17 protein-coding genes and 1 pseudogene are annotated in these 22,291 nt (G+C 46.9%); 11 read left to right on the top strand and 7 right to left on the bottom strand.

What is annotated here, in order from left to right; all coding sequences use genetic code 11:
• Positions 1-18 precede the first annotated feature (18 nt).
• A complete protein-coding gene (locus tag AOU00_RS11485) occupies positions 19-2,151 on the top strand; it encodes an endo-1,4-beta-xylanase (protein ID WP_069290648.1) in 2,133 nt (710 codons plus the stop codon).
• A 142-nt stretch (positions 2,152-2,293) separates the two neighbouring features.
• Here AOU00_RS11485 and hxlB read toward each other — a convergent pair whose 3' ends face one another.
• Both hxlB and hxlA read right to left on the bottom strand, forming a co-directional pair.
• Positions 2,294-2,851: a 6-phospho-3-hexuloisomerase gene (hxlB, locus tag AOU00_RS11480; RefSeq protein WP_069290647.1), complete on the bottom strand. Its 558-nt coding sequence runs from the start codon at positions 2,849-2,851 to the stop codon at positions 2,294-2,296.
• A gap of 5 nt (positions 2,852-2,856) precedes the next feature.
• Positions 2,857-3,492: a 3-hexulose-6-phosphate synthase gene (gene hxlA / locus AOU00_RS11475; RefSeq protein WP_013312540.1), complete on the bottom strand. Its 636-nt coding sequence runs from the start codon at positions 3,490-3,492 to the stop codon at positions 2,857-2,859.
• Between the two features lie 445 nt (positions 3,493-3,937).
• On the opposite strand from hxlA, the gene AOU00_RS11470 reads away from it, so the two are divergent.
• Positions 3,938-4,813 carry a DNA-binding protein gene (locus AOU00_RS11470; protein ID WP_069290646.1) on the top strand — a complete coding sequence of 292 codons (876 nt, stop codon included), beginning with the start codon at positions 3,938-3,940 and terminating at the stop codon, positions 4,811-4,813.
• Positions 4,814-4,998: 185 nt separating this feature from the next.
• Here the strand turns inward: AOU00_RS11470 and AOU00_RS11465 are convergent, their stop codons facing one another.
• Positions 4,999-5,835: a methyl-accepting chemotaxis protein gene (locus AOU00_RS11465; protein WP_069290645.1), complete on the bottom strand. Its 837-nt coding sequence runs from the start codon at positions 5,833-5,835 to the stop codon at positions 4,999-5,001.
• Between the two features lie 200 nt (positions 5,836-6,035).
• On the bottom strand, positions 6,036-7,271 hold the full coding sequence (gene pepT, locus AOU00_RS11460) for a peptidase T (protein WP_069290644.1): 1,236 nt from the start codon (positions 7,269-7,271) through the stop codon (positions 6,036-6,038).
• Between the two features lie 179 nt (positions 7,272-7,450).
• Between pepT and AOU00_RS11455 the strand changes: the two genes are divergently transcribed.
• The 5 genes from AOU00_RS11455 (at position 7,451) to gpmA (ending at position 13,308) form a co-directional block, all read left to right on the top strand.
• Positions 7,451-8,515, top strand: coding sequence for a LacI family DNA-binding transcriptional regulator (locus tag AOU00_RS11455; RefSeq protein WP_069290643.1), 1,065 nt, complete (start codon positions 7,451-7,453; stop codon positions 8,513-8,515).
• A gap of 200 nt (positions 8,516-8,715) precedes the next feature.
• On the top strand, positions 8,716-11,010 hold the full coding sequence (locus AOU00_RS11450; protein WP_069290642.1) for a glycoside hydrolase family 2 protein: 2,295 nt from the start codon (positions 8,716-8,718) through the stop codon (positions 11,008-11,010).
• Positions 11,011-11,252: 242 nt separating this feature from the next.
• Positions 11,253-11,540, top strand: coding sequence for a hypothetical protein (locus AOU00_RS11445; RefSeq protein ID WP_069290641.1), 288 nt, complete (start codon positions 11,253-11,255; stop codon positions 11,538-11,540).
• Between the two features lie 143 nt (positions 11,541-11,683).
• Positions 11,684-12,424 carry a Bax inhibitor-1/YccA family protein gene (locus tag AOU00_RS11440; RefSeq protein ID WP_069290640.1) on the top strand — a complete coding sequence of 247 codons (741 nt, stop codon included), beginning with the start codon at positions 11,684-11,686 and terminating at the stop codon, positions 12,422-12,424.
• A gap of 134 nt (positions 12,425-12,558) precedes the next feature.
• Positions 12,559-13,308 carry a 2,3-diphosphoglycerate-dependent phosphoglycerate mutase gene (gene gpmA / locus AOU00_RS11435; RefSeq protein WP_013312531.1) on the top strand — a complete coding sequence of 250 codons (750 nt, stop codon included), beginning with the start codon at positions 12,559-12,561 and terminating at the stop codon, positions 13,306-13,308.
• A 64-nt stretch (positions 13,309-13,372) separates the two neighbouring features.
• Here the strand turns inward: gpmA and AOU00_RS11430 are convergent, their stop codons facing one another.
• Positions 13,373-14,869 carry an alpha-amylase gene (locus tag AOU00_RS11430; protein ID WP_069290639.1) on the bottom strand — a complete coding sequence of 499 codons (1,497 nt, stop codon included), beginning with the start codon at positions 14,867-14,869 and terminating at the stop codon, positions 13,373-13,375.
• 263 nt (positions 14,870-15,132) lie between these two features.
• Between AOU00_RS11430 and AOU00_RS11425 the strand changes: the two genes are divergently transcribed.
• Positions 15,133-15,960, top strand: coding sequence for an HNH endonuclease (locus AOU00_RS11425; protein WP_061829475.1), 828 nt, complete (start codon positions 15,133-15,135; stop codon positions 15,958-15,960).
• Between the two features lie 24 nt (positions 15,961-15,984).
• On the opposite strand, the gene AOU00_RS11420 is transcribed toward AOU00_RS11425, so the two are convergent.
• Positions 15,985-16,380 (bottom strand): rhodanese-like domain-containing protein, encoded by a 396-nt coding sequence (locus AOU00_RS11420; RefSeq protein ID WP_023990896.1) that lies wholly within the window; start codon positions 16,378-16,380, stop codon positions 15,985-15,987.
• Positions 16,381-16,881: 501 nt separating this feature from the next.
• Here AOU00_RS11420 and AOU00_RS11415 point away from each other — a divergent pair.
• Together AOU00_RS11415 and AOU00_RS11410 are read left to right on the top strand one after the other, a co-directional pair.
• Positions 16,882-17,313 (top strand): DUF1641 domain-containing protein, encoded by a 432-nt coding sequence (locus AOU00_RS11415; RefSeq protein ID WP_013312528.1) that lies wholly within the window; start codon positions 16,882-16,884, stop codon positions 17,311-17,313.
• 27 nt (positions 17,314-17,340) lie between these two features.
• Positions 17,341-18,522 (top strand): NAD(P)/FAD-dependent oxidoreductase, encoded by a 1,182-nt coding sequence (locus AOU00_RS11410; protein WP_061829474.1) that lies wholly within the window; start codon positions 17,341-17,343, stop codon positions 18,520-18,522.
• A 110-nt stretch (positions 18,523-18,632) separates the two neighbouring features.
• Here the strand turns inward: AOU00_RS11410 and AOU00_RS11405 are convergent, their stop codons facing one another.
• The gene (locus tag AOU00_RS11405) at positions 18,633-21,188 is read right to left on the bottom strand and encodes a LamG-like jellyroll fold domain-containing protein (protein WP_069290638.1); all 2,556 of its coding nucleotides are present in this window, start codon (positions 21,186-21,188) and stop codon (positions 18,633-18,635) included.
• 238 nt (positions 21,189-21,426) lie between these two features.
• Between AOU00_RS11405 and AOU00_RS27705 the strand changes: the two are divergent.
• Positions 21,427-22,224 (top strand): annotated as a pseudogene (locus AOU00_RS27705) (copper amine oxidase N-terminal domain-containing protein).
• Positions 22,225-22,291 lie beyond the last annotated feature (67 nt).

Below are 22,291 nucleotides of genomic sequence, written 5' to 3'. Positions count from 1 at the left end.
AGTACGGGAGGGATTGCTTTGCGGTCATGTTGGGTTAAGCCTTTTTGTCTGGTACTGGCTGGAGCGCTGTTGTTATCGCCTGTCGGTTGGTGGGGAGCGTCTGTAGTGAAGGCAGCTCCGTCTATAGAACATTCCCCGCCCGTTTCGGATATGGTGCTATCGGCGGGTAGTATCCATAAGACCATTGGAACGTACGGATTTGAGCAAGGAAACAGCGACGGCTGGAAGCCGCGAGGAACTTATACCCAAATTGCATCCGTCACGGAAGCAGCATATGGCGGCACGCACAGTCTGAAGGCAACCGCTCGTACAGCGGCTTGGAACGGGGCGGAGCTGGATGTGAAGTCGCTGTTGCAGCCGGATGTGGAGTATGAAATTAGTGGCTATGTGAAGCTGGATGGTCATTCTGCGGTTCCGAGCATGGTTAAACTTACAGTGGAGCAGCAGCCCACAGGCGGGACTACGACATGGAAGACGGTAGCGCAGACGGAGACGGCGGATACATCGTGGATCAAACTTCAGGGGAAATATACTTTTACCGGGGGAATGGATGCATTGAAGCTGTATGTGGAAAGCTCGAATCCCGCACAGGCCTACTATGTGGATGAGATAGAAATAACACAGGTATCGAAGACGCCACCGGAGCCGGCCAATGGTATCGTATCCGGGTTTGAAGATGGTACGGCTCAAGGATGGGTGTCCCGTATGGGTGCCGAGACCGTGCAGGTTTCGGACGCCGATGCACGAAGCGGCTCATACAGTCTGCTGACAACAGGCAGACAAAAGACATATGCCGGACCCAAGCTGGATGTGACTGCTACGATGCAAAAGGGCAGCCGATATACGGTCAGTGCCTGGGTGAAGCTGGCGCCGGGTGAGCAGCCTGCCAAGGTGAGGCTCAGCGTACAGCGTGATCATCAAGGGGATAGTGCGTATGAAACTGTTGTAGGCGACACGGCTACTACGACAGGGGGATGGATGCATTTGTCTGGTATGTATACGCTTGCGCATGATGCAGACACTGTTTCTATGTATTTGGAAACGGCAGAAGGAACGTCTTCCTTTTATATGGATGATTTCGAGCTGTCACTTGTACCACCGCTGGCTATTGAAAAGGACATTCCTTCTTTGCATGGATTATATGGGGGACAGTTTAGCATTGGCACGGCGATTGAAGCTTTCCAGACCGAAGGGGCTTACGGAGAGTTGGTACAGAAGCATTTTAACAGCGTCGTTGCAGGGAATGCGATGAAGCCGATCTCCTTACAACCGTCCGAGGGACAGTTCCATTGGGAGGAAGCAGACCAAATTGTGCAGTTTGCTAGACAGCATGGACTGGAAATTCGCTTCCATACTTTGGTGTGGCATAACCAAACTGGGGATTGGATGTTCAAGGATAAGAATGGACAGCCGATGACGCCGACTGCTGAGAATAAAAAGCTTTTGCTGGATCGGCTGGAGACGCATATTCGCGCTGTTGCAGCCCGGTATAAAAATGTCATCACCGATTGGGATGTGGTGAATGAGGTCATTGATCCTGATCAGCCGGACGGCATGCGCCGCAGCAAATGGTATCAGATTACCGGTACTGATTATATTGAAAAAGCATTCCGTGTCACGAGGGAAGTGACGGGCCCGAACGCACGGCTATTCATTAACGATTACAACACGCATGAGCCGAAGAAACGGGATTTTCTGTACAATTTGGTACGTGATCTGCTCGCTAAAGGTGTACCGATTGACGGGGTAGGCCACCAATCGCATATCCGCCTGGAGTTTCCCGCTATTAGCGAGATTGAGCAGTCCATAGAGAAGTTTGCTTCGCTTGGTCTGGATAATCAAATTACCGAGCTGGATATGGGTCTTTATTCCAATGACACAGATCGCTATGAAACGATTCCAGAATCTATGCTCATCCGGCAGGCTCACCGCTATCGGGCGCTGTTCGATATGTTTTCAAGGCAGCAGAATCATATCAGCAATGTGACGATTTGGGGTACGGATGATGGAAATACGTGGCTCAGCACGTTTCCGATAGCCCGGTTGGATAAGCCGCTACTATTCGACGAACGGTTAAAGGCCAAATATGCCTATTGGGCACTTGCTGATCCGTCCAAAGTTCCGCCGTTGCCAGCAGGGAATAACGAATAAATGGTTTGAATACATGCCGGGCTTGTTTTGCCTTATTCTATGCTGTATCGAACGTCGCCTTATACAAGCATAAAAGCAGGCTGTCCTTCACATGTGACATGTAAAGGACAGCCTGCTTTGTTATCGTAAAGGAATTGCAGTTTTATTCCAAATTGGCGTGTTGACCAAACATAGATTTGGAGGTCAGCTTGCGCAGATCCATCGTTCTGAGTACCAATGCGTCACCGTACAACAGCAGGGTTTGCTCAAACAATGAGCCCATGGGCTGGATCGTCTGGTAGTCCTTGTTGGACGGGTCCTTGGCCGCACCAGGCAGCTTGACGATGATATCGGCCAGTTTGCCAATGGTGGAACCGGGAGAAGTGGTTAGTAGCGCCAGAGAGGCTCCGAGTTTCTTTGCTTTTTCTGCCATGGAGATCAGGCTTTTGGTTTCACCAGAGCCTGAACCGATAATGAGCAGGTCGCCCTCGCCCAAACCGGGAGTTACGGTTTCCCCGACTACGTAAGCTTGAATTCCCATATGCATCAGCCGCATTGCCAGCGAGCGAATCATGAACCCTGAGCGGCCCGCACCTGCCACGAATACCTTATTGGCAACGGCGATGGAATGGATCAGCTGTTCCGATTCCGTATCACTGATCAATTGTGGAACCAATTGTAGCTCCTTGAGTACCTCAGATAAATATTGAGAGGTTTCCATTGGGGTTAACCTTGTTTGATGAGCTGTTGCATTTGGGAAGCTACAGCCTTTTTGTCGTCCTCGCCAGTGATACCACCGCCGACGATAACCAGATCCGGTTGAGCCTTTACGACTTCAGCCAATGTGCTCAGCTTAATACCGCCAGCCACAGCAGTTTTGGAGTTTTTCACGACTTTTTTGACGGTTTGCAGTGCTTCGAACGGGCTTTGTCCTTCAGCTTGCAGATCGTAGCCTGTATGCACACAGATGTAGTCAACGCCCAGAGCGTCGATTTCTTTCGCACGTTGCTCCAGGTTTTTAACACCGATCATATCCACCAGGATTTTTTTGCCGCCTTGTTTTTTCGCTTCTTCTACTGCGCCTTTGATTGTTGCATCTTCAGCTACAGCCAAAATCGTAACGATATCTGCACCAGCCTCGGAAGCTTTTAGCACTTCATAGCCCCCTGCATCCATAACCTTCAGGTCAGCCAGCACTTTCAGATTAGGGAATGCTTCTTTCATTGCTTTTACTGCATGAAGTCCTTCATTGATGACAATCGGCGTACCGATCTCTACGATATCAATATACGACTCTACTTCTTTTACCAATGCAATCCCTTGCGGGATATCTACTAAGTCTAAAGCCAATTGAAGTTCCATGTTATTAACTTCACTCCTTAAGTGAATTTATATTTTGATGAACAGGTACATGCTCTGTTGAGTATCAAATCTATACTTTAGTTTCATGCACAGGTTTGATTGTAAGGCCCAGCTACCCGGTTGAAAAGTACGCACTAATTCGTAACGTAGTTACCCCCACGATACTATAGCATCATAAAAACCATCCATGAGAGAGCCTACATTTTGTCTTCTTTAGCATTATTTCTATAAGGGGAGTCAACTATTCGTAACCGATAACCGTACACAGCAATGTAAGGTTGCAAAAAAAGAAGGTAGTGATGATTGAATTGACTTCAAGTTAGGTTTTGACTATATTTGTAATATAATGGTATACAAAAAATGGAGGCTAAGAGTATAACTACCCTGAAGAGTAGCCGCTGTGCTAAGGGGTAATCGCAATTTTCAGGATAGGGAGGCGGGTTTAGTGGAAGAGGTCCTGAACCAAAGGGAAGCCATTTATTTGTTGTCGGACAGCCACGAACTCGATAAAGCTTGTGAGTTGTTTAGAATCAGCTACACACATAATGATTGGGATGAAGCGAACAAAGTAGCAGACTATCTGCATACGTTGGCTGAAAACCTGTATCACACCCAACTGAGAAATGCTGCAGACGGCAAGTATGAGACATTGGACACCAAACACCCGCTAGTGTTTTATTATGCTTATAGTTATTTGGCGAAATCTATTTACTATCAGAATATGGGCAAGTATGAGGAAGCCAGAAACTATATTATGAAGTATAGCGAAATGGGTTGGTTTATGGGGCTGGATCAGAGCGGTCACGAAGAAGTAGAGAGATTCCGTTTCCTCGCCAAGGCCAATTTATTTACGATTGAATTACTTTCGGGGAGAAGGGAACTTTTGCCTGAGTACGTTCAATTTCTTCACGACAATGACGAGGAGCTACTTCCAGGATTGGTTGGTATTGCCGAAGCAGCTAACCTGAATAATTGGAATATAGACGACCTGCTGAACGATTTTGCCGATGATATTAAGATATTTGAAGGTTATGAAGATAGAGCAAACCGCGTATATTATTTAAAACTGGTCAACCAATTGGCCATTTACCATTTCAAGAAGAAGCAGTACTCCGTTGCCTTAAATTATGTCCTTGATTCTCTGCAATTCTCTGCCAGTGTAGAAGCGGATGCTGATTTCAGGACACTGGTTGCTCTGTTTGAGACTTATCGAGCTTTGGCAACACCATCACAGCAAGAGCAATACCAAACCATTTTATTAAGGGGGCTTCATAATGAAAAAGGCATTAATCTCGGTAATTATGGTCTTGGCGTTTCTTAGTATTGCTCTTCCGTTGGGAAATATTTTGGGAGGGTTAGACCCTGTGATTCCTTCAAATCATGGTGTTTTTTCTTATACTGCTTGAGTCAGAATTAGACCTTCAAGCCCGATAGGGCTTTTGTACATAAAAGGAGCACACTTTTACGCATTTGCGATCAGTGTGCTCCCCTCTTTTATGCCAAGATTTATTTTACGACATACGAAGTCAGGTGACTGGCCAGATGTTGCATCGTTTCACTCGCCTTTTGCATACGCTCCATCACTTCAGTGAAAGAGCCTACCAGAGTCGCCTGCTCCTGAGAAGAAGAAACAATTTGCTCAATTTCCTGCTCCATTTGACGCATGGAGTTCTGTACATCCTTAAGGGCTCCTTCAATATCGACCGTCGCCTTTTTGGATTCTACGGATAGCTTGCGCACCTCTTGAGCGACGATACCAAAGCCTGCCCCTGCTTCTCCGACACGCGCGGCCTCGATCGCTGCATTCAATCCAAGCAGGTTGGTTTGATCGGAAATTTCCTTGATGAACACAGCTACCTGATTGATTTTACCCGAGTTTTGTACGGCGATTTGGGTGTTTTTCAAAATCTGTTCACTGGTTGCCTGAAGCTCCTCGGAATGAGCCGCCACATGCTGTACCATATCAATGAGCTGCTCGGTGATGGAAAGGTTCTCGGATACGATTTGATCCAGTTGATTTTTGTTAGTCAAATTATAAGAGGCCGCAAATGCTGCGATGACTTCACCTTTCTCGTCAAATACAGGAATACTGATCATATCAAGAGGAAGCCCTAGAATTTCAGCAGGGATGTGGGTCAGGCTGGGCTCACGTCCATTTTTAAGCATGGCAAAATCTTTATAGTCTTCGAGCAGCTCCGAGCCCGTTTCAAAGCCGAGGTCCATACCCTCCGATTGGGTATACATAAGGACATGAGTGCGGTCGAAGAGAGCAAGGGTCACTTTCTCACGCATAATCTGTTGTATGTAGGGAATGGCTGCAATTAATGCATCTATTGTATTCAAATAGATAACCTACCTTTCTTTACTAGATATATTTTTTATAGTCTCGTATATAGTTGTCGGTCTAAAGACGGATAAAAGTTATAAAGATATTGAAAATTTAAAGGGAAATGAAAGCTTCAGAAAAAAAGGCATACCGTTTCCATTAAGGAACGATATGCCTTCTATTTAATCTTAACGTGTCAGTGCTGTGTATAGGTAGTTCACTTGCCGCGTTGCTCGAATAGTTGTGCGATTTCCACAATAACCTTGGTAGCAAGTACCATGTTGTCCACCGACACGTATTCAAACTTACCGTGGTAGTTCTCCCCACCTGTAAAAATATTCGGGGTAGGCAGTCCCATGTAGGATAGCTGTGAACCGTCTGTACCGCCACGAATCGGCTTAATAATGGGTTCGATATTCAGTTTTGTCATTGCTTCATAAGCGACATCGACGATATGCTTGACTGGCTCTATTTTCTCTTTCATGTTGTAATACTGATCTCTCAATTCCAGCGCAATACGGTTTTCTCCATATGCGGCCTGCAGTTCTTTGACTACATTTGTTAAATAAGCTTTCCGCTTTTCAAAGCTCTCGCGGTCAAAATCACGGATAATATAGTATAGCTTAGCTTGTTCTGCCGTACCTGTAGACTCCAAGAGATGATAGAAGCCATCATATCCGTCTGTATATTCTGGGGCTTCGTTTGCAGGTAACCGACTGTGCAGTTCCATAGCGATTTTGGCAGCGTGGATCATTTTGTTTTTAGCCGTACCGGGATGCACGTTCACACCGTGAATGGTAATATGGGCGGCTGCGGCGTTAAAGCTCTCATACTCCAGTTCTCCGAGCGGTCCGCCGTCTACCGTATAGGCATATTCAGCGCCAAAAGCGGCTACATCAAAGCGTTCCGGCCCTCTTCCAATCTCTTCGTCCGGTGTAAAGGCAACGCGAATTTTGCCATGTTGAATTTCTGGATGGTCAATCAGGTAGTGGATAGCTGTCATGATTTCTGCGATCCCGGCTTTGTTGTCTGCACCGAGCAGGGTGGTACCATCTGTTGTGATCAGGGTGTGGCCTTTATATTGAGTCAGTTCGGGGAACTCACGTGGAGAAAGAACCACACCAAGCGAAGCATTCAGCGTGATATCGCCCCCATCATAGTTTTCCGTCAATTGCGGCTTTACCCCTGCGCCAGTCAGTTCGGTAGCCGTATCGAGGTGAGCGAGAAAACCGATGACGGGAACCTCTTTATCCGTATTGGAAGGAAGGGTCGCCATCACATAACCATTATCATCAATAGTTACGTCTGTCATACCAATGGCTTTCAATTCGCCCACCAAGAGGTTGCCCAATGTGAGCTGTCCGGGTGTAGTGGGGCAAGTGTGGCTGCTTTCATCAGATTGGGTATCTACCTGAACATATGTAGTCAGGCGGTCAATCAGTTCCTGTTTCATGTGTGTATCCTCCTTAGTGTCATTTCTATTATGGTACGTATTTTATCATGATTAGGCTTATAATATGAAAAAAATGGTTGACCCTTTTAGGAATGAATGGTTGTGTTGCACAGGGGAGACGAGTAAGATAATAGTAAAATAAAAGTAAAAATAGAGTAAAACGATTAAAGGAGTCTGCAATGCCTACGTTAAAAGATATCGCCCAGGAGGCAGAGGTTTCGATATCCACGGTCTCCCGAGTGCTGAATTATGATGAAACACTGTCTGTATCAGAGGAAACGCGGCGTAAAATTTTTGAGGTTGCCGAGCGCATGAAATATACGACGGTTAAACGTAAAAATGGCGGTATTGGTCGTCAGCCCCGCAAGAAGGCAGAGGGACCCATCCGGTTGGGTATGGTGCACTGGTTTAGTGCGTACGAGGAACTGGAAGACCCTTATTATCTATCTATTCGGTTTGGCGTGGAAAAAGAGTGCCGCCAAAGCGGGGCGCAGCTGGAGCGTATTTTCAGAAGAGAGGACCTAACTGCGCTGAAGACGTCATCCGAAGGGCTGCATGGACTAATCGTGCTAGGGCATTTTAGCAGCGAAGAGGTAGAACGTATGCTGGAACTGCCCATTCCTTGCGTCTTTCTGGATCATCCGGTAGAGCGTACAGGGGCAGACTATGTGGTCATTGACCTTGCTCACGCTGCGGCTGATGCACTGGACTATTTGATGGGTGCGGGCCATCGTCACATCGGATATGTAGGTATGGGTAAGGATGAGCAGTCCCATGATTCCGAACAAGTCGAGCTAGATGCCCGCTATGAGACGTTTTTGCAGTATCAAGAACAGCATAGGCTATGCACGTCGGATGATATTCATGTGTGCGGAGGAACAGCGGCAGACGGCTTCCGTGCGATGGAAGCGGCTATTCTGGCAGGACCAGAAAACCTGCCTACAGCCTTCTTTGTCGCGAGCGATTCGGTGGCTATTGGGGTGTTGAAGGCGCTAGAGCAGCATCACCTTGCGGTGCCGGAACGTATCTCCATTGTTGGCTTCAATGATATTCCGACAGCCGAATATTTGACCCCATCTCTGTCAACGGTCAAAACGCATACTCAACTGATGGGAGAAACGGGCGTTCAGTTCTTGCTGCATACGGTACGCAACGGTGCAAACGAGGTGGGGCGCAAGGTCATCATTCCGACCGAGCTAATGATTCGCAACAGCAGTGCGCCGCTGCATACCGATGCCAAATAAAATCGACGCTATGGATTTGGACAGCCCCGCCTTCCGGGGCTGTTTTTTTGATTATAAAAAGATACAAAAATGGATTGACAATTGTCTTGGAAATGCTTACATTGAACATATATTTATTTTACTAAGTTTTACTCGTAATTTTTACTTAAATATTTTACTATGGTATAAGAGTGGAAAATAAAAGGTTGAGGTGACTGCCCATGCGTACCATTTTGCCGTTGAATGACCAATGGTTTTACCTTCCTGAATATGTCGAGAGCGAAATAAGCGCAGGCATTGATGCAGGTCGGTATGAGCCAATTCAGCTGCCGCACACCAATGTAGAGCTTCCGTATAATTATTTTGACGACAAGGCATTTCAGTTTATTTCTACGTATAAAAGAGAGCTGAACATTCCGGCAGATGCAAAAGGTAAGCGAGTGTATGTTGATTTTGAAGGAGTCATGACCTATGCCCAGGTATATCTAAACGAGGTAAAAGCGGGGGAGCATAAAGGTGGATATACACCGTTCAGCGTTGAATTGACCGAACTTGCCGAGTATGGCGGCTCCAATGTGCTCACAGTCATTGTCGATTCCACGGAACGGGACGACATCCCTCCCTTTGGGGCAGTCATTGACTATCTGACCTACGGCGGTATTTACCGCGAAGTGCAGCTGCGAATAGTGGAGCCTGTACACCTTGGAACGATATTCATTCAGACACCGGCGCCGCTTGCGGCAAATAAGGCGGTGCGCGTGGTCGTGGAGCTGGAGGGCATTGGCGATCAGCAGGACGACTTGACGGTCGCGCTGCAATTGCTGGACGGAGCGAGCGTGAAGGCGGAGACCGAGCTAGCAGCGGTGACGGCGGCGGAAGTAACGCTGGAGCTGAAAGAGCTGGGCGGCCTGCGGCTATGGGATATAGATGATCCCAAGCTGTATGAAGCGAAGCTGACGCTGCTACGAGGCGGAGAGGAGTTGGATCAGGTGACCGTGCGCTTTGGCTTCCGCGAGGCTGAATTTCAGACGGACGGCTTTTACTTGAACGGGCGGAAGATCAAGCTGCTCGGCTTGAACCGTCACCAGTCCTATCCGTACGTTGGCTATGCTATGCCCAAAAGAGCGCAGCGTCGTGATGCAGATGTGCTCAAGGAGGAACTGGGGCTGAATATGGTACGGACATCCCACTACCCTCAGTCCCGTCATTTTCTAGACCGCTGTGATGAGATTGGATTGCTTGTTTTCGAAGAGATTCCGGGTTGGCAGCATATTGGCGGTGAAGCGTGGAAGGAGCAGGCGGTGAGGGACGTAGAGGACATGATTATCCGTGATCGTAATCATCCCTCCATTGTAATCTGGGGCGTACGAATTAATGAGTCGCAGGATGACCATGATCTGTACACGCGTACCAATGAGCTGGCACGAAAGCTAGATCCGACCCGTGCTACGGGTGGTGTGCGTTATATTGTAGGCAGTGAGCTGCTGGAAGATGTATATACGATAAATGATTTTGTTCATGATGGTGGGCACAAAAAATATTTGGCGAAGGAAATCCGCAATTTTGATACGTATGACGATACAGAAGGCGTAGATGGCGAAACGACAGGCTTGCGCCAGCCGTCTCTCGTTACAAAGCTGGATCATCCGGTCCCTTATCTGGTAACGGAATATAACGGGCATATGTACCCGACGAAACGTTTTGACCAGGAGGAACGGGTAATGGAGCATGCACTGCGCCATACGCGGGTTCAAAACGCTTCCTATGCCGATGAGGGCATTGCCGGAGCGATTGGCTGGTGTGCTTTTGACTATAACACGCATGCTGATTTTGGTTCCGGTGATAAAATCTGCTACCACGGTGTCATGGATATGTTCCGCCTGCCTAAATTTGCAGCGAGCGTGTATCGGAGCCAGAAGAACGTCGAACAGGAAACCGTTATGGAGCCGGTCACTTACTGGTCTCGTGGCGAGCGAAATATCGGGGGCATTGTGCCGCTGGTCGTGTTCACCAATTGCGATGAGGTGGAGTTCATCTACGGTCATGAGCGCAAAGGTATTTATCGTCCGAACCGAGAGAAGTACCCGGCGCTTCCTCACCCCCCTGTCGTGATCGACGAGCTGACAGGCCACTGGGGCATGAAGTGGGAAGACGCTGTATTCATTGGGTACGTAGACGGGCAAGAAGTGATCCGCAAATACTATTCACGTAATCCGGTGCCGACAGAGCTACGGGTAGCTGCAGATGATATGGTACTGGAAGCTGGCGATTGGGACGTAACCCGAGTAGTAGTGGATGCTCTAGACGAATACGGCAATGCCCTGCCGTTCTATACAGATCCTGTTTCGGTGGAGGTCGAGGGAGTGGGTGAATTGATCGGTCCTTCAAGCTTATCCCTAATTGGTGGACGCATTGCATTCTGGATTCGTACAAAGGGTGAGGCTGGCAATATCCGCGTGAAGGTTTCAGCGCCTTCTCGTTTCGGTTTGCAGGAATTGAGCATTGACGTGCAATAAGGAAGCAAAGGCAACATACAATCCTGCTAACTGCTTTTATACTGTCTGATACTTCTATTATTTAGTAAGGAGTTGTCCGCAGATTCTGCAAAGAATCTGAGAGGGCAACTCCTTTTTAGCATAGGTTAGGGTACGTTAATCTATAAGTCTTTCGAATTGTGTCTTATTACTGAGTCACTTAACGTTACGCTCGTAGATTGGAAGCATAGAATACACTATCAAACGCAAGGGAGGTGAAAACTATGGCGATTCTTTTACCTCAACAAAACTTTACGATAGCGGCTGGTATCGGTAAATCGTATTATGAAAATTTGCGTGGTGGTGCAGATGCAGCAGTAACCGTTAATAATAACGGTCCCTTTCCGATTGATCTTGTCCTTACTGTTGTCAATGCGCCTGTGATTACCTATACGATCCCTGCATTCACTAGTCTTACGGTGGAAGTTGCCTTATTGCTGGTAGCTGGTTTATTGACTAGCGCGGCCGGAGGCACATTTGGTACGATTCAGATTGCGACAGCTGATCTTTAACCTGTAACGACCTGATCCTCTAACTCTAGCTTTGCCATGTGGCAAGGTTAGAGTTTTTTTGAAATTTTCTGAAACTTTTTTCATATTGTGCCGATATATACATATAGCATAGCAAACAACAACATCGAAAAGGAGTACCCTGTATGAGCTTTAGCAATCCGGTTTTACGTGATGACATCTTTTTGCGCGAAGATGAAAGAGAAGCAAGTGAACAACGCATGACCATCGGAGGAACGGTGAACAAAACGTTGCTTCTGCTGGTTCTGCTCATCGTCTCTGGAAGTATTACCTGGTACATGACCTACGAAGGAACCGTAGAGGTGCTATCCTTGCTGACGGCAGGCTTTATTGGTATGGCAGGCGTAGCACTTGCGATATCCTTTTTTCCCAAAACGGCTCCATTACTCTCTCCTGTATATGCGATTCTGAGTGGTTTTGCTTTGGGTGGCGTTTCAGCTTTTATGGAGTATGAGTACCCTGGAATTGTAGCCAATGCCATTTTGCTGACCGTGGGTATCTTGTTCTTGATGCTCTTTATGTACACACAGCGAATCATCAAGGTGACACGCGGCTTTATCTCATTCGTTGTCCTGTGTACGATGGCGATTTTTCTGGTGATGCTGGTTGATTTTATCTTGAACTTTTTCGGTATGAATGTTCCCTATATCCATGAAACAGGTTGGCTGGGTATTGGCATTAGCTTATTTATCGTGATCATTGCGGCTTTGAATCTGCTGGTTGATTTCAATTTTATTGAAGAGCAAGCAGATCAAGGCGCACCAAAATATATGGAATGGTATGGTGCTTTTGCATTGCTGGTGACTCTAGTATGGCTGTATGTACGGATTCTGGATCTGTTGGCCAAATTCAGTAAGAGGGACTAAGTGCAGGGTAAGAAGAAAAGGATGGCTGAATGCCGTCCTTTTTTGTATTAAATAGACGGTTTAAAAATTGCATTTTACGTTAAATACATAGAAGTTGGGTAAAACATAAAGACAGACAGGAGAGGAGTGAGTGCATGTATCAAGTGGTGCTGGTTAGGCATGGACAGAGCGTGTATAACCGACAAAACCTGTTTACGGGCTGGACGGACGTGGACCTGACTGAACAAGGGACTCATGAGGCCATTGAGGCGGGACGTATTCTCAAGGAGGCTGGTTATACGTTTGATTTGGCATTCGCCTCTGTGTTAAAACGATCTATCCGCACGCTGTATCACATCTTGGATGAGCTGGATCATCTCTGGATACCTGTGCAGAAGTCATGGAAGCTGAATGAACGCCATTACGGTGCTCTTCAGGGGCTTAGCAAGCTGGATTCCGCCGTGCAATATGGCGAGGAGCAGGTTCATATCTGGCGGCGTAGTCTGACGGTGCGGCCCCCCATGCTGGATGAGAAGGACGAGCGGAGTCCGCATCGGGAAGAGCGTTATCGTAATATTAAGCCAGAAGAGCTGCCGCTTGGGGAAAGCCTGGAGGACACCGTGCATCGGGTCGGTGAGTTTTGGAAGCAGCGGATTGTACCATTGATTCTCAAAAAGGATCGAGTAATCATTTCTGCACATGGTAATACTTTGCGGGCCTTAATCAAGTATATGGAGAATCTGGACGAAACCGCATTGCTGGATTTGAATATTCCGACAGGCATTCCACTGGTGTACGAGCTGGATGAGCATATAGATCCCATCCGGCGTTTTTATCTCGGTGATCCGAGTCATGTAGAGGCTAAGAAGCAGGCCGTGGCCAACCAAAGCAAGGTAACGGAGTGACTTTCCATACACAAAGAGGACAGGGCGCTTCCTCGCATCCTGTCCTCTTTGTGTTGGGTATAGATTAAGCGTTCGCTTCCTCTTCTTCTGTTTCCTGGCTGTCTTCCTCTGCGGGAAGTGCCCACACCGATACACTGCCGGCACGAACGGGAAATATGCCGTAGCCATCCTGCTCAATTTTTACGGTATGATCGTGATGTCCGGTCAAATCCATCCATTCTTCCCCTGCACGTTGTTTGCCTACGAACATGCGCTTTTCTCCGTCATTTGCGTTGGTGATCACCACAGCACATCCGGAGCCTTCCAGCTCAGGCACGCCTTGACGAACCCATCCAATCGTATGGGGATCATCGAAATAATCTTTTTGCTCACCATAAGCTTTATGGTACCGGGCATATAGGAGCGGGTCTAGCTCAGCCTGCTTGCCTTTCACGGGCGTTTGTCCCTGGATACCGTAGTAATCGCCGTAGAACACACAGGGATAACCGTCCTTGCGCAGCAAGATGAGTGCATAGGCGCTAGGCTTGAACCAGTCCTCCACCCAGGATTCGAGCGCTTCATGCGGCTGGGAATCATGATTATCGACAAAAGTAACCGAGTTCAGGGGATGGGTATGAACAAGCGTATCCTCGAAAATGGTGCTTAAATCGAAATCCTTGCCACCCAAGGAAGCGCTATGTAGTTTGTAGTGGAGGGATACGTCAAACAAGTCAATTTTATAATCAATGGTATCCAGGAACTTTTGACACGATTCCAGATCCGGTTTCCAAAACTCGCCTACCATATAAAAATCCTGCCCGCGTTTTTTAATCATTTCTGTAGCAAACTCTCGTACAAATTCATGATTAATATGCTTGATTGCATCCAGACGGAATCCGTTGCATTGCAGAGTATCTACTAGCCATTTCCCCCAACGGATCATCTCTTTGCGCACATCCTGATGATTATAGTCAATATTGGCGAACATTAAATAATCATAATTGCCGAATTCATCATCTACATTTTCGCTCCAGCTTTTATTTTTACCTAAAATACGGTAGATTCCTGTCCGGTCCTGGCTTGCATCGTAATCGGTTCCGTTAAAATGTTCAAAGTTCCATTGAAATGTGGAATACTGACCTTGACGGCCGGGGAACGTAAATTTAGTCCAGCCTTCGATATCAAAGGGCTCGGAAATGACTTCATTGCGGTTATCCGGGTTGACCTCGACGACCTTGAATACTTCAGTTTCATCCGCGCCGGCCTTATGATTCATGACCAGATCGACATAGACGGACACGCCGTGGCGAACACAGGCGGCAACAGCCTCCAGCAGGTCTTCCCTGGTTCCGTATTTGGTGCGCACCGCACCTTTTTGGTCAAATTCGCCCAGATCATAAAGGTCATAGACGCCGTATCCCGTATCCTCAGGCGATTGGCCTTTGGTGACAGGTGGAATCCATATCGCGTCAATTCCTTTGGCCTTCAGTTCCGGCGCCAGGCGGGTAAGCTTTTTCCAGTGAGAACCGTCAGCTTCGACATTCCACTCGAAAAATTGCATCATCGTATGGTTCCTTTTCATGTACGTCCCTCCTTCATATATAACAAGTTACCCACCAAGTGAGGGGGGCTAAACGTCAGACGGTCAATATGATGCTGAATGAAGAACAAGGATCGCTGTATAACGTATGCTGAATCATTAAAATTTGTTATACCTGAGTGTTCACAACGACTCGGGTAGCTAGAAAAGAGAACGTGAAAACGGTAAAATGAATCTAACTTAACAATAGTTCGGGTTTTGGGCAAACTGTGAAGCGCGAGCAACAGAGGAAAGGAGGAGTGGACGTGACAGAACCGCAGCAGAACAAGGATGAAGCGAGCAAACCGCTGATTAAAAAATGTACGTATTGTCAGGAGATGAAACCTTTAACGGACTTTCAGCGCAGAACGGGTCGCCGGGCTGGTCCTTATTCCCGGCGTGGTCCTTGCCGTTCCTGCCGAGGATTGGCCCCACAAGAACGTGCGGCTACGTCCGCTCCCTCCGGCGAGGAAACAAATCCCTCGGCTGCTCCCGTGATGCAGCATAGCCTTGAAGCAAATACGGCTGCGCACAGCCTAGAGGCGTCGCTACCTATGGAGGCACAACGCCCCCGCAGGAAGCCGGTCACGGACAAAGCGCGTGAGCGCCATCGGCAACGGGTTCGGCATCTGCTTAGCAGGCTGAAGCCTGCGGATACCCGGGCGTTGCGGCTCAATCGCAATGGCATGATTCGGCTAAGAGGCAAAACCGACCAGGGGAGACGCTGGCATCAAGAGATTGAGCTTGATCTGGCCATGACCCTGGTCAGAGAGCGTATGGCGGTGATTGTTAATCCATACACCGTGCGTAGACTGTATAGCAACAAGGAATTTCGTCAATATGTGCTTAAGCGTGACCGTTATACTTGCTTTTTTTGCGGGGGCTACGGTGACACGATTGATCATTTACTGCCTCGGGCAAAAGGGGGGCACACAACGCCGGTCAATTGTGTATGTGCTTGCAATGAATGCAATCAAGTTAAGGCTGCCCGCGATGTAGATGAGTTCATTGAGTCTGGTGTACCGCAGCCGTCTCCTGATGATTTCGAGGCACCTGATAATCCTGACGCTTCTGAAGGCACCCTACATACGTAGGGCGACACTTGGAGCGTAGATCCCTTAGTACAGTTCTACTTCAAAGCCGGATTCCTTCCAGGCTGTTGTTCCGCCTTCGATAAAAGCTACATTGGTAAAGCCCATCTGCTGGAGTGTATAAGCTGCCAATGCAGCTTGTCCGCCTGCCCCACAAGTGGTGATAATGGGGCGGTTACGGTCACGTAGACGTTCGTCACGCAAATCCTGTGGAACCTCCAAGTCAGCGCGGATGGGCAGCATGCCCAATGAAATATTGGCGCTTCCGCGAATCAGACCGCAAGCGCCTGCATCATGGGAGTCCTGTACATCGATAACGAATGTATCTGGATTTGCCTCCATTCGCTGACGTGCCTCCTGTGAATCAATGCCCTGAACGTGCTGCCTCGCTTCTTGAACCATATCTCCAAATGTTTTAGCCATCATTTAAAACCTCCGTATGAATATATTTTGTGTTATTTTCATATGATCGAACTAAAACTCACTCTCTTTATTACCCTCCTTTAGCATAAGATGACCCTTCTTTTAAGGGAAACTTGGACAAAAATCGAGCTTATTCTAATTTTTATCTAAAATAACAATAAAAATTTTGCAGAAATTTGTGCAAATTTAAAATTTCTTCGACGATTGTGTCGTGAAAGGTGTAATATAGAGGTATAGGGTTCCGTTTCGGCCTGTTGTAGTCACGAAGGAGCGCTTCGTGGGATATTCCGCAGCAGTAACAACAGAATACCGTCTGAGCAATATACAATTGGCATCTGCGATAAATCAGTCTTGCCCTTTAGGGTATAGGCCGGTTTTAGCTGTGCTTCTTGCATGTTTAAGGGCGTGAATTCAATGAACGTTTTATTGCTAGAGTTTATGGATACAGGTTACGAGAAAGGAATGGACTTCTATTTTCACAGTAAAGGAGGACGTTCACGCATGTCTGAAAACCAACAAGAGGTGGCAGTAACACAGGAAGCTACCAAAGAGTCTCGGGATGTATTGGACCAATTGATGAAACCGGAGGTTCAGCAATCGCTGACCGTGCTGGTAGAAAATCTGCCCAAGTTGACTGAGATGGTTACTTTGATGACCGATGCTTATGATGTAGCTCGCAGTCTAGCGACTGACCCTGTCTTTATCGGAGATATGAAAAGCTCCATGGGAGAGTTTGTGAAGCCTGTTACAGATTCGGCTAAAGGATTGGCGTCTGCTGCAATTGAAGCAAATGACCGTGTACAAACTACGGACGGCAGTGTAGGTCTGTTTGGCCTGCTCAAAATGCTTAAAGATCCGAATGTACAAAAAACGCTGCGTTTCAGCCAGGCTTTCCTGGATATTCTGAATGAGCGCCAACGCGAAAGCAAATAATTACCTGATCGAGAACGGAGGATGGACATGTCGAAGCAAATTTTGATCTTGGGCGGCGGGTACGGCGGATTGCTAGCCGCTCTTACAGCACGCCAGCATATGGACGCTAGCCAAGCAACCATTACAGTGGTTAACCGCTTTGCGTCGCACCAAATTATTACGGAACTGCACCGTTTGGCGGCAGGTACAATTGCTGAAAAAGCTGTTGCGCTTCCTTTGGAAAAACTGCTGCGTAACAAAGAAATTATCCTGAAAGTGGATACTGTTTCCGAAATCAAGCCTGACGATAAAAAAGTAACCTTGGCCAGTGGCGCTACGTTGAGCTATGACGCTCTCGTTATTTCCCTGGGCAGCGAAACGGCTTACTTCGGTATTCCAGGACTGCAAGAGCATAGCTTCACGCTGAAATCAGTGGCAGAAGCCAATCGCATTCGCGCACATGTGGAAGCTCGTCTGGATGCTTACAAGCAATCCGGTAACCAAGCAGACGCTACAATCGTTATTGGTGGTGGCGGTCTGACAGGCGTTGAGCTGGTGGGTGAATATGCTGACAAATTGCCTGTAATTTGTCGCGAAAAAGGTATTAACTACGAAGATATCAACTTGTATTGCGTAGAAGCTGGACCATCTATTTTGGCAGGCTTCCCTCAACCACTGGTTGATCGTGCAGTAACAAGCCTTGAAAAACGTGGCGTTCAAATCGTAGCGGGTGTTCCGATTACAGAAATGAAAGCTGACGAAGTTCTCTTGAAAGACGGACGTTCGATCAAAACGAACACACTGATCTGGACAGGCGGCGTACAAGGTAATGCACTGGTTGGCGCATCTGGTATCGAAGTAAACCGTGGTCGCGCAACTGTGAATGGTGCACTGCAATCGACTTCTCACGAAGACATCTTCCTCGCTGGCGACAGCGCAGTGGTGTTCCCGGGTGAAGGCGAGCGTCCATACCCTCCAACTGCACAGTTGGCTTGGCAAATGGGCGAATTAGTTGGTTACAACATCTTTGCTTATTTCAACGGAGCGAAAATGGAACGCTTTACACCAGTATTCTCCGGTACACTGGGCAGCTTGGGCAGAACAGACGCGATCGGTACTGTAGGCGCGAATGGCACCCAACTGAAAGGCGCTGTAGCTACTTTGATGAAGGAAGGCAGTAACATCCGTTACTTGTCCCACATCAAAGGACTTTTTGCATTGGCCTATTAATATTCCTTATATTTTATATGTTTCATTGGAAGAGAGCGCTATTCAGCGCTCTCTTTTTTTGTAGCTTTTCTTTTCGACACTAGAGTAGCTTACGATTCATTAGTCTTAATTCACTTCATCTTCGCTAACTCTGCCACCAGTACAGGGGGGAGCGCACCTTCAAATATACTCAGCTCATCAATAGATCCTTTGAACGCAGGGTCCCACCAGTTGACACCTAAGCTGAATGTTCCAGATTTGGAGGTAAAGACATCTGGGAATCCTGAGCCGGTAAATTGAAGCTTGCCATTCACATACACGGCTAACACCCCATGGTCTACAGTGAAGGCGAGATGGGTCCATTCATTTGTTTTGATCTTTAGGCCAGTACTGCCGGTATACCAAAGTGAGCTGCCGGACCAGACCATTGTGTTATCCTTCTCGGGTCCTCTGGGCAGAAGGCTAATCCAGTGGTTACTATCCATAGCTCCAAAGAAAGTTGGTGTATGCAGAGTCAAATCGCTTGGTTTTACCCACAGTGAAACGGAATATGCTGAGCTGGATATGAGTCCTCCAGGTAGAGCAATGCCTGACTTTCCATCAAGGACTATAGCTTGGCCCTTTACGCCTTCAGCGTAGGATACACTTCCTCCCTGGCGATCGATTCGGTCACCGATAACTTTGCCATTAGCAAAAGCATCCTGCTGATCCTCCAGATTATTTTCAAATGTGTATGACGCAGTCAATGTTGCTTTCTCATAAGGGGATACCGTGATGTTAAAAACTTTGTCCCGACTACGTTGTCCTTTGGTAATGGTAGCCGTCAAAGTGGCAGATGCAGCCTTTTCTCCGATTCCTGGACGCTTGATTTCACCTGTATCCGTAATGACGCTTTGGTCTGAAGTTTTCCAGGTAATCCGGGTTTGCCGACTGCCTTCCTTCGGAAGATTCAGGCTAGCCGTCACCCGACTTGTATCGCCAAGATCTAACTCACGATACACACTGTCCACTACTGTCGTATCGGTCATATCAGGGAGCTTACTGCCCCAAGCCATTTCACCTTTATTCGATAAAACTGTAAACGCCAGGATGTATTGATTCGTAACCTGATCCCATTGTCTTAAGAACACCCCATCCAATACAGCACCATCCAGTGTTAATTGGATATTCGCATCTCCCGACTTGCGCCATGTTCCTTGCACATCGCCTTCGATGGTATGATCTGCTCTAAGCTGAATGAATTGTGTATTCTTGATCGTAGCCGAAGAATCACTGCCATGATTAATATATTGATAATCGCCAATGAATTGTTTCTCATCCAGCTTTGTTAGCGTCTCGCCACCGTAACGGTAAGGAGCTACGACAGGCCAGTCATCCTGATTCATAAACATTTGGTGTACACGCAGCTCATGTGTCTCCCCCTGCTGAGGGAATCGGGTATGAAAGACGACAAACATTTGTCCAGTAGCAGGATCGGTGTATACAGAATTGTGTCCAGGGGAAACATAGCCATAGCCAGTGCCTGTACCGGAATCGCCTATTTTACTATCGAACAAGAAATTACCTATCAACTTGTTTCCATAAGTTGTATTCTTGGTGTTTGCCGGCAAAACAGCATTCTGTCCTTTGGCATCTTTATAAGGTCCTGTCGGACTCTTGGAACGGAATAACCTCATGTTATACCCTCCATCCGCTGCAAGACCGCCATAGGTTACATACAAATAGTAATAACCCGTTTTTGGGTGGTATTCAATATACGGACCTTCCCCGGACTCACCGTATCCACCTGCGATCTTGGTGCCAAAATAACGATCAATCAGACGGCCGTCCTCCGTAGTTCCATCTTTACCTGGGTACATGGGTTTGCCAGTTGCCTTATCTAGCTCGAGTAAAAATATTCCCCCGGACCATGAACCATACGTCATCCACAAGCGCCCGTTTGCATCGTAAAAAACGCTTGCATCGATTGCATTTGGGAACATCCGATTCGCATAAGAACCATCGGTATTAAACCATCCCGGTCTGGGGCCCTCAAGCTTGCCTTCCTTAATGAGTTGTTGAATCGGCGTATTTGTCCACTTTTTATCTACCTTGCTATCTTTATCGAATGCAGTCTCTTTCGTAAAACCAGTGTGTATAATTGTATCCACATATTGATATGGACCCTCGATTTTGGGTGCGACTGCAATGCCGATCGCGGAACGAATGTAGGTGGAAGATGCGCTATAATAAATCATATATGCCCCTTTTGTCCCATCCTCATTGACATAATGCTCATTCCAAAATACATCGGGCGCCCATACCGAGAATCCTCCCTTACTGTCCGCATCATTCTCACCCGCCCAAGCGAAAGATCCAGCTAGATTCTTCGATAAGTCCCCGTAAAGTGTGTTCCCAGGCGTAGTGTAACCGTTTGCAAAAGAAGTCCAGTTTGTAAGATCTTTTGACTTCGCCGCAGAGATGTGTGACCCAAATACATAATAAGTGTCACCGTCTTTGACAATGGAAGGGTCATGAACCGATACATTAGAGAAGGTTGGCGCATCCTGCTTATTGTTCTGGTCTGGCACCGTTACCGCCGTGTCTATTGCACTTGCACCTAATGGTGCGCTTGCGATTGCTAATAATAATGTTAGTGTTATTGCAATACTTTTCCTGACCTTACGTTTAACAAAACTTCTCATCATACACATTTGCCCCTTTCTGAATTGGAGTACAGTGATATATTCTGCTTTTATTGCTAAATACCTTTATGTTTATGAGTATTATTAATGTATTTATGAATCAATTGTCTATTAGGTAAAAATTATAAATTATGGTTGACGTTGTGATTTTGTGAGGGTAATCTAGTTAAGAAAAGGCTAATAAGAACGGTTGTTTAAAATAATTTTGGTTCTAGCCTAAACGCTAGCAAAGGAGAACATTATGAAAATCAGACTGTTGGTCTGCCTTGTGATTTTATGTAGTATTGCTACTGCACGCTCCAATTCGACATCAGCTCAAGCTCATACCCCCATACACTTGAAGGTCAATGATCATTATGTTTTATACACCTACCCTGCATCACCCTTTGTGGATACGAAGGGCAGACTGCTTATACCACTCCAAGCGGCTGAAGATATACTGGGCGGCAAAGTAACTTATAATGCAGCGAACAAAACGGCTTCTGTTGATTTGCTAGGCCGTAATGTAACGACTACGATCGGATCACCCGAAATATCAGTTAACGGTGAGCCGATGACAATGGACACAGTCCCCATCATGAAAAGCAACGCGATGTTTTTGCCGATATCCATTTTGTTGAAGGATACAGATGCGAAGATGGAATGGGATCCCAAACGTGGCTTATTGAAACTAAGACATGATAGCTTTACGGAAAGTCCAGTTCTTATGAGGTTTAAGGGACAAGACTTGGCCTAAGTCATTGACGCGAATGCGTTTGATCTTACTTCCTTTGACTGGGATCAAAAAAAAGGGTTATTAAATATTTATGCTATGTACGAGAGTAGCTTATCACCTGCTTCCAGGCAAATCGACTTTAATCCTCTGATTGTTTATAGCAAAGGGACCTATAGTGTAAATCCTTATTCTAAACCCAGTATGTTTTACAAAGTTAAAGTAACCAGTCCCGGTAATCTGGTTTATACGAGAAAAATCGATACAATCGATGCGGATAAAGACTATATAAAATATATTACTTCCGTAGGAAGGTTGATTCAATAATTGAATTCATGATGGTTGTACATCATAAAAAAGCGACAAAGGCTTTGTAGCCTTTGTCGCTTTTTTT

The organism is Paenibacillus polymyxa (assembly GCF_001719045.1).
Lineage (GTDB): Bacteria > Bacillota > Bacilli > Paenibacillales > Paenibacillaceae > Paenibacillus > Paenibacillus polymyxa_B.
The sequence above is the reverse complement of the archived record's forward strand: the minus strand, read 5'-3'. Positions and strand labels throughout refer to the sequence as shown.